Raw genomic sequence first — 12956 nt, 5'->3', positions numbered from 1 at the left:
CTGTGGGTGAAGGCGGGCGTGGGCGGATCGGAGTCGCGGCTCAGGCCACGACGTCCAGCAGTTCGCTGCGGTAGCTGTGGCGGATGGAACGCTGGCTGCGGGGATCGTACAGCTCCATGGAGAACTGCGTCGAGGGGCGGATGCCACCGATGGCGCCCACCGTGCCGCAGGTCATGCCGCAGCCTGCGGGCAGCAGATCCTTGCCGCCCGTGAAGCCTGCGATCAGGTCCTGGGGCGTGCGCAGGCTGGCCAGCGTGCCTTCCTGGTAGAGCACCTCGCGGCCGTCTTCCACGATCCACGAGCGCACGACCAGCTCATCCCAGTGGCCGGCCACGTCGGCAAAGCGCCAGGCCTGGGTGGCCACGGGCTTGACGCAGGCCTGCTTGGAAAAGGCCACGCTGTAGGCTTCCAGCTTGCGGTCCGTGTGGTCGGAGGCCAGGCTCACGAACATCTCGCCTTCGTGCGTGAACACGAAGACCTCGACCTCGCCCGAGGAGTCCGGGCCCAGCACCTGCAGCGCGCTGCGCTGGCTCAGCTGGTTGCTGGAGATGCGGTAGTACAGCGGCACGGCGCTGGGGCGCGGGATGCCGATGGCGGCCAGCTCCTCGATGTGGTGCTCGATGGCCTCGCGGTCGCGGCCGGCCCAGCCGGCGACGATGAGGGTGTCGAATTCAGGGGCGAAGGTCTGGCCTTCGGGGGTGGTGAACTGCAGTTGCATGGCAGGCGATCCAGGGGGAATTCGGGGCCGCGGGCCCCGGTGAGAAAACGCGGAAGTCAGGCTGTGGCGTGCGGAGGGCGTGGAGCGGCACCGCACACGCAGGCCTCACTGCTTCCTGACGAAGAGCACGACCAGGAAGGCCGCCAGGAATTCGAGGGCTGCCACGAAGTACAGGCCCGAGGACAGCGATCCCGTGCTGGTCTTGAGCGCGCCGATCATGTAGGGCGCCACGAAGCCGGCCAGGTTGCCGATGGAGTTGATCAGCGCAATGCCGCCGGCCGCCGCCGTGCCGGCCAGGAAGGCAGCAGGAATCGACCAGAACACGGGAAAGGCCGCGAGGATGCCGATGGAGGCCAGCGTCAGCGCGCACAGGGCGAGCACGGCGTTGTGCAGGAACAGGCCGGTCAGGATCAGGCCCGCCGCCGCGATCAGTGCGGACAGGGCGCAGTGCATGCGGCGCTCGCCGGTCTTGTCCGAATGCATGCCGTTCCAGACCATGGCCAGCGTGCCGGCCAGGAAGGGAATGGCCGAGATCAGGCCGATCTGCAGCGTGTTCTGGATGCCGATCTCCTTGATGATGGACGGCGACCAGAACGCGATGGTGGCGTTGCCGCTGACGATGCAGAAATACACGGCGGCGCACAGCCACACGCGGTAGTTGCGGCAGGCATCCAGGAAGGACACATGCTTGTGGCCGCCCTGGTTCTCGGCCTCCACGGCGGCGGTCACGGCGCGCTGCTCGGCCGCGCTCAGCCACCTGGCGTTGGCGGGCTTCTCGGGCAGGTACAGCAGCACGAAGAAGCCGGCGATCACCGAGGGAATGCCTTCCAGGATGAACAGCCACTGCCAGTTGGACAGATGGCCCACGCCCTGCATGCCGTTCATGATGGCGCCCGCAATCGGGCCGCCCACCGCGCCTGCAATGGCGAACGAGGTCATGAACAGGCCGTTGACGCGCGCCCGGTGGCGGGCCGGGAACCAGTAGGTCAGGTACAGCACCACGCCGGGGAAGAAGCCGGCCTCCACCACGCCCAGCACGAAGCGCAGCACGTAGAACATGGTGGGCGTGGTCACGTAGGCCATGGCCATGGAGGCCGCGCCCCACAGGATGGTGATGCGCGCCAGCGTCTTGCGCGCGCCGATCTTCTCCAGCAGCAGGTTGCTGGGCACTTCGAACAAAAAGTAGCCGATGAAGAAGATGCCTGCGCCCAGGCCGTAGATGGCCTCGCTGAACTGCAGGTCGTCCAGCATCTGCAGCTTGGCGAAACCGACGTTGACGCGGTCTATCCAGGCCAGGATGAAGAGCAGGACCAGAAAGGGGATCAGGCGCCAGGCGATCTTGCGGTAGGTGGCGTCCATGTCGAGGGACGCGGCCTCGCCGGCGCCTGTGCTCTGTGCGAGGGGATGTGCGGCGGATGCCGGGCTGCTCATGGGGTGTCTCCTGTCTTCGAAAGTGCAGCGGGCACACGGGCCAGGCCGCTGGGACCGGGCCCGTGTGTCGTGGGAACCTCAGGCGTCTGGCGCTTGCAGCGGTTCCTTTGGCGGCAGTATCGAAAGGCAGGACAGGGCTGTCCAACAAGAAATTATGAGCAGGCCTGAATGCAAATTCTTATGGGCAGCAATGGTGCGGGCGCCGCACCGGCATGCGGCATGCGTGCACCATTTGCGCTCGGGAAAACCCTGATTTTTTCAGGCGGTGGCGGCGGCACGCGGCGCACGCAAGGGCTGCTTCCACAGCTCGGCCAGCAGCAGGCCGCCGATGGTCAGCACGCCGCCCACGGCGTGGTAGGCCGCCAGGGGCTCGCCCAATGCCATGAAGGCGATCACGGCCGTGAAGATGGGTACCAGGTTGAAGAACATGCTGGAGCGGCCCGGCCCGATGCGCGCCACCGACATCATCCACAGCAGCGGCGCGGCGATGGAGGCCATGATGCCCGCAAAGCCCACCAGCGGCAGGTTGGCCGCGTTCAGCCCCGTGCGCGGCGCCATCAGGAACAGCGGCAGCTGCGCGATCACGGCCACCAGGATCTGCAGGTACAGCAGTTGCACCGTGGCCAGGCGCGGCATGGGCCAGCGCTTGAGCAGGATGTTGTAGACGGCATAGGCCAGCATGGCCACGAACATCAGCGCGTCACCGCCATTGAGGCCCTGGGTGAGCAAGGTGGCAGGCTGCCCCGAAGACACCACCAGGGCCACGCCCGCAATCGCCAGCACGCAGCCCAGCACGGCGCCCCGGCTCAGCGCCTGGCCCAGCATGGCGGTGGACAGGCCCAGCACCATCATGGGCGTGAGCGAGCCGATCAGGCCCATGTGCGTGGCCGATGTCATATGGGCCGCGTAGTAGGCCAGGCTCTGGTAGATCACCATGCCCAGCATCCCCAGCACGATGAGGCGCGGCAGCAGCGGCCGGATGTCGGCGCGCTGGCGCCAGATGGACGGCAAAAGGAAGGGCGTGAACAGCACGGCTGCCACCAGCCAGCGGTAGAAACCGATCTCGGCCGCGCCGATGCTGTCGGCCGCCATCTTGCTGACCACGGTATTGACCGACCAGATGAGCACGGCGATCAAAGGGAAAAGGTAAGACCCCATTGGAAGACTCCTAAGACTGGTCCTATGATCGTTCTGTCCGACTTGGAGTGCATCCCTGGTTTCGGACAATCGATAGCGCAACCCGGACCATCCGCCATGCCCCGTCCCAGCAAGCCCATGCGCATCCAGAACGTCGAGGATGTGCCGGGCGAGTACTACTTCCGCTACGACGAATTCGGCGCCGACACCGAGGTGCCGCCGCACAGCCACAGCTGGGGTCACCTGAACTACACGCCCCACGGCAGCATGTGCATGGACACGGCAGGCCAGCGCTGGGTCTCGCCGCCGCAGTACGGCGTCTGGGTGCCGCCCGGCGTGGTGCACAGCTGCCATGTGGCGCACGCCGTGGTCTACCGCTCGGTCTACCTGGCGCCTGCGCTGTGCAGGGAGCTGCCGGCGCAGCCGTGCTCCATGCGCATCGGCGCCATCGTCAAGGCCATCCTGGCCGACTTTGCCGTGCGCGACGTGCACATTCCCGCCACCGACGCCGACCTGCGCCTGGCCCGTGTGCTCTACGACCAGTTGCGGGCCGTTCCCGTGGAGCCCGGCTATCTGCCGGCCGCCGAACACCCGGCCCTGGTCGAAGTGCTGACCCGCATGCGCGCTGCGCCCGAGGACCACCGCAGCCTGGCCCAATGGGCCGCCAGCGTGCACATGACCGAGCGCACCCTGGCGCGCCACTGCCAGCGCGAGCTGGGCATGGGCCTGGGCGAATGGCGCCAGCGCATGCGCTACCTGCTGGCCATCGACGCGCTGGAGGCCGGCCTGAGCGTGCAGCAGATCGCCTATGACCTGGGCTACAGCACGCCCTCGGCCTTCATCGCCATGTTCCAGCGCGAGGCCGGCACCTCGCCCGAACAATTCCGCCGCGAGTTCTGCATGCCGCCGTGAGGCTGTTGCGCCATCTGTCTGCAGCCTGGCCCCAGCCGCGAGATAATGCCGCCCGTGAAGCACGCCAGACCGCCGCTGGTGCAATCGTGGAAACACGGCACTGGAGGAACGTCCGGACTGCACAGGGCAGCGTAGCAGCTAACGGCTGTCCACCGTGAGGTGAGGATCAGAGCAACAGAGACGAGTCGGGGACATGTGCCGCCAACTTGGTGTTCTATGGGGTGCCAGCGCAAGCTGGCGACGGCTGGCGCAAGCCAGACGCCCAGGCGAAAGCCTGGGCCCCATAGCCACCCGGGGACGCGGAACGCGTCCCCGGGTGAAACGGGCAATCTCTACGCGCAGCAATACCAAGTAGGCACACGTTGACGGGGCCCCCGGAGTGTGCGGGTAGGTAGCACCGAGCCGGGCGGCGACGCCCGGCCCAGATTAATGGCGGTCACATGCGGGCAACCGCGTGCACAGAATCCGGCTTATCGGCGCGCTTCACACTTTTTTCCATGCCCCGCCACCGGCGGGGCATTTTCATGGGCGGTTCAGAACTGGTATTTGGCCGTCAGCAGCAGCCTGCGCGGCACGCCGAAATAGTTGCCGCCGTTGTTCGTGCCCAGGGTCTCGAAGTAGCGGCGGTCGAACAGGTTGCTGACGTTCATCTGCAGGTCCAGCTGCCGGTTCACCCGATAGCCGATGACCAGGTCGGCCACGGCATAGGCGGACTGGCGGATTGCATAGCCTTCGGCACTGGTCAGCGACTCGGACGTGGTGCGGCTCTGGTAGCGCAGGCCGCCGCCCACGCGCCATGCGCCCAGCTCGCCGCCCAGGTGGTACATGGCCGACAGCTTGAGCTGGTGGCGCGGCGTGTAGCTGGCATAGGGCGCGCCCTTGGCGCCTTCGGTGCTGTCGCTGGCGATCTCGGCCTGGGTGAAGGTATAGCCAAGGCCGGCGTTCAGGCGCGGCAGGATCTCGCCGCTGATGTCCACGTCCAGCCCCTTGCTCCTGACCTTGCCGACGGAGCGGTAGCAATTGGTCTTCACCGTGCAGGAGTTGATGTCCGCGATGGCCTGGGGCAGGTTGTCCTGCGTGGTGTTGAACACGGCAACGGCCAGGTTCACGCGCTCGTCCAGGTAGCTGCCCTTGAGGCCCAGCTCGAAGTTGCGGCCCTCCACCGGCGCCAGCATGCTGCCCGAGACATCCAGAAAATCCTGCGGCCGGAAGATGCTGGTGTAGCTGGCATAGGCCGAGTAGGTCTTGCTGATGTCATAGGTCAGCGCCGCATAGGGCGTGGCATGGGCTTTCTCGCTGAATTCGCGCTCCCGGCTCCAGCTGCCCTGGCGCTGGACGTTGGTGAAGTCGTACCAGTCCAGGCGCGCGCCGGCGATCAGGTTCAGTGGCTCGGCCAGCAGGAAGCGGCCCGTGGCGTAGGCCGAGGTCAGCGTGGTCTTCTGGCGGCGCGTCCACAGGTCTTCGGCCAGCAGGCCGGAGCGGTCCAGCGAGTCGGGGTTCCAGGTATAGGGATCGACGCCATTGGCGATCAGCCATTCCCCCGTGGGCGACAGGTAGCTGTAGCCCTGGTCGCTCCAGCGGATGGTGCGGCGGCTGAGGCCGAAGGCCAGGTCATGCTCGCGGCCGAACAGGCGCACGGGGCCCTGGGCCGAGGCATCGAGGCTGAGCTGGCGCTTGTCGTAGTCGTACAGGCCGCCGGCCACGTCGTAGCGCGTGCGGCCCTGGTCGTCCAGGCCGCCCGAGACCAGGTAGGCGCCGTCCAGCGCGGACTGGGCCTGCAGGGCGCGCGCGGCCAGCCTGGCCTTCCAGCCGTTGTCGAAGCGGTGCTCCAGGTCGGCGAACAGGCTGACCTCCTTCTTGTCCCATTTGCTCCAGGAGGGCGAGAAACGCCTGGATCGCGCAATGTCGAGGAAGGAGCCATCGAAGCCCATGGGCACGCCCATCCATTGCGAGCCGGGGTTGTCTTCGTTCACATAGGAGCCGCCCACGCTCAGCGTGGTGTCGCGCCCCAGGTCGAACTCGGCGGTGCCGTACAGCAGCTGGCGGCGGCTGCTATAGCCATCGATGAAGTGGTCACGCGACTGGGCCGAGGCCACCACACGCCCGCGCGCCGAGCCGTCCTCGTTGAGGGCGCCGCCCACATCGACCTCGCCCACGGCCTGGTTCCAGCTGCCGCCGCGCAGGGTGACCGAGCGCTGGGTGGTGCGCGGCGCGCGCTTGCGCACGAAGTTGATCGTGCCCGAAGGGTCGCCCACGCCCGTCATCAGCCCCGTGGGGCCGCGCACCACTTCCACGTGGTCGTACATGGCCATGGTGTCGTAGGTGGAGGTGTCGGTTTCATACGAGACGGGCACGCCGTCCTGCAGGAACGAACCGATCACGAACCCGCGCGAGAAATAGCGCGCCCGGTCGTCGCTCCAGCGGTTGATGGTGATGCCGGTGGTGCTGTTGGCCACGTCGTCGATGGACAGCATGCCCTGGTCGTCCATCTTCTGGCGGGTGACCACGGTGAGGGACTGGGGCGTCTCGCGGATGGACAGCGGCAGCTTGGTCGAGGTGCTCATCAGCCCCGTGGTGTAGGAGCCCGAGCCCTCGGTGGTCGTGGTCTCGCCCACGGCGGAGACCGTGACTTCGGGCAGGGCCACGGTGCCGGCGGGCTTTTCCACCACCAGCGTGCCCTGGCTCACATGGCCTTCCAGCCCGCTGCCGCGCAGCAGCCGGGCCACGGCGGCGGCGGTGCTCAGGCGCCCTTCCACGGCGGGCGCACGGCGGCCCTGCACCAGTTCAGGCGCGGCCAGCAGCTGCAGGCCAGCCTGGCGGGCCAGTTGGGCCAGTGCCTGGTCCAGCGGCTGGGCGGGAATGTGGAAGTCGGTGCTGGCGGCCGTGGCTGTGGCCGGTGCCGCCTGGGCCAGAGCGGCTGGAGACAGCTGCAGGGCCAGCAGCGCGATGCCCGCGGCAACGGCATGGTGGCGGGCAAGGCGGGAAGGCTTGGAGGGGAAGGAAGACATGGAAGGTCCCGTGGCGGATCTGGGCAATGGCGATTTCCGGGCTGCGAATGCGTCGCGTTCCCGGGTCCTCATGCCTATACGAACGGGCGCAGACATTCCCTCACGCCTGGTGCGCATGCGCCGTGCATTCCGGGGCCATGGGCGCATCGGCGCATCGGCGCATCAGCTGCGGCGGCGGATGACCAGGGTGCGCCCGGTTCCCGGGCCCTGCTCCTTTTCCTGCACCTCTTCCTGCACGCTGACCGGCAGGGTGCGCGGCAGCATGCGCAGCCAGCCCTGGGCCGCCGCAATGCGCACGCGCCCGAGCACGGGCAGGGCGGCGGCGTCGGGCTCCACGCGCACTGGCTGCAGGCTGTAGCGCTCCAGGCGCCGGGCCACCTCGGCCAGCGGCGTGTTCTGGAAGTCCAGCCAGCCTTCGCGCCAGGCGGCCACAGCCGCAACCGTTTGCACGGCGGCCGTCTGGCCTGGCGCCAGGCGCAGCATCTGGCCTGCGCCCAGTGCATGCCGGGCGCCGCTGCCGTCGCGCACCTGCACGCGGCCCGCATCGACGGCGACCAGCACCGCATCGTCCTCCAGTGCCACCTCGAAGCGCGTGCCCAGCACGGTGACCTGTACGTCCGCCGCCTGGACCACGAAGGGCCGTTCCGTGTCGCGCGCCACGGCGAAGAAGGCGCTGCCGGCCAGCAGCCGCACCTGGCGGCGCGTGGCGTAGAAGTCCACCTCGGCACGGCTGGCGGCGTCCAGCGTCAAGCTGCTGCCGTCGGGCAGGGGCTGGTTCAGCAGGCGGCCGGTGGCCGTGGCCAGTCGCACCTGGTACTGCGGCATCCACTGGCGCCAGGCCAGCCACATCGCCGGGCTGCCGACACCCAGGCCCGCCATCCCCAGCAGGGTGGACAGGGCGCGGCGGCGGCCCGTGCGTGGTGCGGGTGCGGCGGTGTCTCCGCGCCAGCGGCGCAGCGAGGCTTCCACGCTGTCCATGGCGCGCATGACCTCGCGTTCCACGGTTTTGACCGAGACGCCGTGGCGCTCGGCCAGCTCTGCATGCGAGGCGCCCTCGATGCGGTCGGCCAGGAAGATGTCGCGGCAGCGCGCCGGCAGCTGCGCCAGGGCGCCTTCGACCCCGGCCAGGGCCTGGCGGTAGGAATGGGTGTCGGCCACATCGGGGCTGAGGGGGGAGGGCGGCTCGCCTTCCCTCGCGCTGGTGTCAAAGCGCTCGGCCGTGCGCTGGCCATGGCGCAGGTGGTCGATGGCGATGTTCTCCATCACCGCGTAGAGATAGGCGCGGCTGGCGCCTGGCGGACTGTCCGGCGCGGCGGGCGCATTGCTTTCGCCGCGCTGGCGTTCGGCCAGGCGTATCCAGGCGTCATGCACCAGGTCACGCGCGGCCTGCGGGCCGGCGCGGCGCGCCACGAAGCGCACCAGCTCGTGGTAGCTGTCCTGGAAGGTGCTCAGCAGGGAAGAAGAGGAAGAGGCGGGCGCAGGCATGCGGGAGGCCCGAAGGCAGCACGGGAATCCCGCATTCTATGAAATGATTCTCATTTGCCGAATGTGCTGCCCGCCGCGCACCCGGCAATGCCGGCCTAGAACCGCTCCCAGGGCATCAGGTAGCGCCACTGGCCTTCGGGCACCTTGGCCAGAGAGAGGCGGCCAATGCGCAGGCGGCGCAGGCTGACCACGCGAAGGCCCACTTCGGTGCACATGGCGTCGATCTCGTCGGGGGCGATGCCCTTGAGCGCAAAGCGCAGATGGTTCTCGTTCTGCCAGCTCACGCGGCAGGGCGGCAGCTGGCGCTTGCCGATCGGCAGGCCGGCCTTCATCAGCTCCAGGCCGTCCTCGTGGATCTGGCCCTCGACGCCGACGATGCATTCCTGCTCCAGCCACATGCCTTCCTCGCCCAGCTTGCGCGCCACGCGCTTGTCCTGGGTGTAAACGATGAGGCCGCTGGCCGGCAGCGGCAGGGGCAAAAAGGACTCGAGGTTCTTGAAGTGCTGGGCCAGCACCAGCAGCGGCATGGGCGTGTCCACCTGGGCCATGCTGGCTTCGCCCAGCAGGGAGTGGGCGCTGCGCACCCGGCCATAGGGCCGGCCCTGGGTATAGCCCGCAGGCTTGTTCATCAGCAGGGTGACGGGCGGCACGGCCTCGGGCTGGGCGCCGCTGCGCAGCGTGACCTGCTGCTCGGGGCGCACGCGCGTCTCGGGCAGTTGCACGACCTTGCCGTCCACCTGGACGTTGCCGGCGGTGATATGCAGTTCGGCCTCGCGGCGCGAGCATTGTTCCTGTTCGGCCAGGCGCTTGGCCAGGCGAACGCTTTCAGATTCAGACATGCGCGCAGCTTAACCAGATACCAGGCCCCGCGCGCGTCGTCGGTCATTGCCGGTCATTGCCGCCCGCACAGCGCACGGATGCGCTCCACATGGGCCAGCAGCGAGCGCTCGGCAATCGGCCACAGCTGCGGCGGGGCGTCGTCATAGGCCAGCCGCACCCAGTCCTGCACGCTGCCGTCGGGCTGTTTTTGCATGGCGGCCAGCACCTTTGCCTCGCGGGCCAGCCGGTGGGCCTTGAGCTTGGCGATCGCCTGGCGCGCAAAGCCCAGCACATAGCCATGGGCCGGCAGGATGAAGCGCACATCGTGCGCGGCGCACAGCGCGTCGAGCCTGTCCAGCGAATCGATGTAGTCGCGCATGTTGCCGTCAGGCGGATCGATGATGGTGGTGCTGCCATTGAGGATGTGGTCGCCGCTGAACAGCAGGGCGTCTTCCTCCAGCACAAAGCACACATGGTTGGCCGCATGGCCGGGCGTGAACACGGCCTGCAGGGTGTGGGTGGTGCCAGTTTGCGCATCCTGCAGCACGATGCGCTGGCCGTCGGTCAGTGCGTAGTCGGGGGTGAAGCGGCTGGCCGGCCGGGCCGTGGGCGCGGAGGGCAGGCCGCCAATGGCGGGCCTGGGCCTGCCGGCCTGCACCGCCAGCGCCTGCAGCAGCGCGGCGCCCGGCGAGTGGTCGGCATGGGAATGCGTGCACAGGATGTGGCGTATGTCGCCGCCCGCCGCATCGAACAGGCGCTGCACATGGGGGGCGTCGGCCGGGCCGGGGTCGATGGCTGCGTAGCCCGTGGCGGCATCGCCCACCAGATAGCTGTTGGTGCCGGGGCCGGTCATCACGCCGGGGTTGGGTGCCGTCAGGCGCAGCAGGTTCTTGCGCAGTGGCACGGCGCGCTCGCTCTGCCAGTCCAGCGTGTGCAGGATCTGGCCGTCCGGGCAGACCATTTCCAGTTCGCCGAAGGGGGCCTCGTCCTCCATGTGGCGGGCTTCCTTGCCATTGAGAAAGCCGGTGCGCGGGCAGCACTGCCACAGCGGCTGCTCGCCTTGCAGGGCGGCGAACACGGCATCGGTGCCCGCGAAGCGGCTGAGCCGGTCCAGCGTGCGGATGGTGGGGAAGATCATGGGGAAGCTGCCCGCGCGGTGGCGCTCCAGCGCTTGCTGGGGGCTCACCCAGATGGGCTCGAACTGTTCCGATCCGTCGGCGTCAGGCTCCTGGCCTTCGGGCATGCGCGCCACGAAGAAGGGCACATCGAAGCGCCGGGGCAGGTCGCGGTCGGCCGTCCAGTGGGCCAGGTACCACAGCGCATCCACGGCCAGGCGCAGGCCGCGTGCCTCGCACTGGGGAACCAGGGGAGCATTGCGGTCCAGCGTGGCCAGCTCGGCGGCCGATACCGGTCGGCCCTGGGCATCGTGGGCCAGCAAAATGCCGAGCTCCTCGAAAGTCTCGCGCAGGCCGGCGATGGCCTGGGTGACGCGCAGGCCATCGCCGGCCTGGGCGGGGCGGGTGCTGGCGCAGGCATGGGCTGCGTCGGCAGAGTCCTGGGCCTCGATGCCGCCGCCCGGGAAGACATAGGCGCTGGGCACGAAGCTGGCCTTGGGCGAGCGCCTTGTCATGAGCACCTCCAGTCCGCTGCCATCGGCGCGGTCGCGCATCAGCAAAACGGTGGAGGCCTTGAGCGTGTCTACGGGCTGGCGCTGGGGGTGCAGGAGCTGGCTGGGGCGGGTCATGGGGGCATTATGCGGATGGACCTGCATCGTGCTGTTGCGCCGGAGACGCAGGCGGCTGGATGGCGCTCTGCACCAGGGCATGCCCCGGATTGCGCCATGAGGCTGCCGTGCAGGGGATAATCGCGGGATGCAGATCCGCTTTACCAAGATGCAGGGCGCTGGCAACGATTTCGTGGTCCTTGACGAAACCGCCGGCCCGCTGGGCCTGAGCGCAGCCCAGTACCGCTTTCTGGCCCACCGCCAATTCGGCGTGGGCGCCGACCAGATCCTCACGGTGCGGCCCTCGCCCGCCGAAGGCATCGATTTCGAATATGTGATCCACAACGCCGACGGCGGCGAGGTCGAGCAGTGCGGCAACGGCGCGCGCTGCTTTGCGCGCTATGTGCACGACAAGGGCCTGACCGGCAAGTCCGTCATCCGCGTGCAGACGCTGGCCGGCCTCATCGCCCCCGAGCTGCATGCCGATGGCCGCGTCACCGTGGACATGGGCCAGCCCGTGCTGGAGCCCTCCCTGGTGCCCTTCAATAGTGCAGACCTTGTGTCCCGCCCGCTGGGTGCGGCGCAGCAATGGCCCCTGCAGCTGGGCGACGAGGCCACGGTCTGGATCGCCCCCGTTTCCATGGGCAACCCGCATGCGGTGCAACTGGTGGACGATGTGGACCATGCCCCCGTGGCCACCTGGGGCCCGCTGATCGAGCGCCATGCGCGCTTTCCCCAGCGCGTCAATGCGGGATTCATGCAGATCGTCGATCGCGGCCAGATCCGGCTGCGTGTTTACGAGCGCGGTGCCGGCGAGACGCTGGCCTGCGGCACGGGCGCCTGCGCGGCCGTGGTGGCCGGCATCCGCTGGGGGCTGCTCGACGCGCGCGTCGATGTGCACACCCGCGGCGGCCGGCTGACCATCGAGTGGGACGGCGGCGCAGTGCGCATGACCGGCCCCGCAGAGTTTGTTTTTGAAGGACAGATCGAGGTTCCCGACCAGCCATGAACAGCACTACCGATATCGCCGTCACCGAAGAGACGATTGCCGACTACCTGCTGAACCATCCGGAATTCTTCGAGCGCCACGCCGAGATGCTCGCGCGTGTGCAGCTGGTCAGCAGCCACAGTCCGCGCACCGTCAGCCTGCAGGAACGCCAGGCCGAGATGCTGCGCGAGAAGATCAAGGGCCTGGAGCACCGCATCATGGACATGATGCGCCACAGCAGCGAGAACGCCTCCATCGGCGACAAGCTGCATGCCTGGAGCTGCGCACTGGCCAAGGTCCAGGACCTGCGCGAGCTGCCCCACGCGCTCACGGCCAGCCTGCAGCATGTCTTCGAGGTGCCCCAGGTGGCCCTGCGCCTGTGGAACGTCTCCGGCGCCCAGACCAGCAGCATCTACACCATGGGCGTCAGCGAGGACGCCAAGTCCTTCGCGGCGTCGCTGACCATGCCGTTTTGCGGTCCCAACATGGGCTTCGAGCCCGGCGGCTGGCTGGTCGATCCCGATGCGGCCCAGTCCCTGGCCCTGCTCACGCTGCATGACGGGGACAGCATCAACCCGGCCAATGCCTTCGGCATGCTGGTGCTGGGGTCTCCCGATCCGCTGCGCTTCGAGGCCACCATGGGCACGGAATTCCTCTCGCGCATCTCGGCCCTGGCCAGCGCGGCCCTCTCGCGCATGCGGCCCGTGGCGCTGACCCTGGCGCGCGGCTGATCGG

10 protein-coding genes and 1 other RNA gene are annotated in these 12956 nt (G+C 68.5%); 4 read left to right on the top strand and 7 right to left on the bottom strand.

The window, feature by feature from the left end; genetic code table 11:
* Nucleotides 1–40 precede the first annotated feature (40 nt).
* From AAN986_RS23980 to AAN986_RS23970, 3 genes are all read right to left on the bottom strand, one after another.
* On the bottom strand, nt 41–718 hold the full coding sequence (locus tag AAN986_RS23980; RefSeq protein ID WP_013804123.1) for a DUF2848 domain-containing protein: 678 nt from the start codon (nt 716–718) through the stop codon (nt 41–43).
* A gap of 105 nt (nt 719–823) precedes the next feature.
* Complete coding sequence (locus AAN986_RS23975; RefSeq protein WP_016448052.1) at nt 824–2149, bottom strand: MFS transporter; 1326 nt, start codon at nt 2147–2149, stop codon at nt 824–826.
* A gap of 258 nt (nt 2150–2407) precedes the next feature.
* Nucleotides 2408–3307, bottom strand: coding sequence for a DMT family transporter (locus AAN986_RS23970; protein ID WP_046241200.1), 900 nt, complete (start codon nt 3305–3307; stop codon nt 2408–2410).
* A 96-nt stretch (nt 3308–3403) separates the two neighbouring features.
* Here AAN986_RS23970 and AAN986_RS23965 point away from each other — a divergent pair, with 96 nt between their 5' ends.
* Both AAN986_RS23965 and rnpB read left to right on the top strand, forming a co-directional pair.
* Nucleotides 3404–4198 carry a helix-turn-helix transcriptional regulator gene (locus AAN986_RS23965; protein ID WP_016453123.1) on the top strand — a complete coding sequence of 265 codons (795 nt, stop codon included), beginning with the start codon at nt 3404–3406 and terminating at the stop codon, nt 4196–4198.
* Between the two features lie 56 nt (nt 4199–4254).
* Nucleotides 4255–4687, top strand: an RNA gene (gene rnpB, locus AAN986_RS23960) — RNase P RNA component class A.
* A gap of 44 nt (nt 4688–4731) precedes the next feature.
* Here rnpB and AAN986_RS23955 read toward each other — a convergent pair.
* From AAN986_RS23955 to AAN986_RS23940, 4 genes are all read right to left on the bottom strand, one after another.
* The gene (locus AAN986_RS23955; RefSeq protein ID WP_047217436.1) at nt 4732–7206 is read right to left on the bottom strand and encodes a TonB-dependent siderophore receptor; all 2475 of its coding nucleotides are present in this window, start codon (nt 7204–7206) and stop codon (nt 4732–4734) included.
* Nucleotides 7207–7368: 162 nt separating this feature from the next.
* Entirely contained in the window at nt 7369–8691 is a 1323-nt protein-coding gene (locus AAN986_RS23950) for a sigma-70 family RNA polymerase sigma factor (protein WP_047217437.1), read from the bottom strand.
* 95 nt (nt 8692–8786) lie between these two features.
* Complete coding sequence (locus AAN986_RS23945) at nt 8787–9530, bottom strand: S4 domain-containing protein (protein WP_012203381.1); 744 nt, start codon at nt 9528–9530, stop codon at nt 8787–8789.
* Nucleotides 9531–9583: 53 nt separating this feature from the next.
* Complete coding sequence (locus tag AAN986_RS23940; protein ID WP_047217438.1) at nt 9584–11254, bottom strand: MBL fold metallo-hydrolase; 1671 nt, start codon at nt 11252–11254, stop codon at nt 9584–9586.
* Between the two features lie 127 nt (nt 11255–11381).
* Here AAN986_RS23940 and dapF point away from each other — a divergent pair, with 127 nt between their 5' ends.
* Together dapF and AAN986_RS23930 are read left to right on the top strand one after the other, a co-directional pair.
* Entirely contained in the window at nt 11382–12242 is an 861-nt protein-coding gene (gene dapF, locus AAN986_RS23935; protein ID WP_047217439.1) for a diaminopimelate epimerase, read from the top strand.
* The gene (locus AAN986_RS23930) at nt 12239–12952 is read left to right on the top strand and encodes a DUF484 family protein (protein WP_047217440.1); all 714 of its coding nucleotides are present in this window, start codon (nt 12239–12241) and stop codon (nt 12950–12952) included. The genes dapF and AAN986_RS23930 overlap by 4 nt, the downstream gene beginning before the upstream one ends.
* Nucleotides 12953–12956: the final 4 nt, after the last annotated feature.

This window comes from Delftia sp. DS1230 (genome assembly GCF_040112715.1).
Taxonomy (GTDB): Bacteria; Pseudomonadota; Gammaproteobacteria; order Burkholderiales; family Burkholderiaceae_C; genus Comamonas; species Comamonas tsuruhatensis.
The sequence above is the reverse complement of the archived record's forward strand: the minus strand, read 5'-3'. Positions and strand labels throughout refer to the sequence as shown.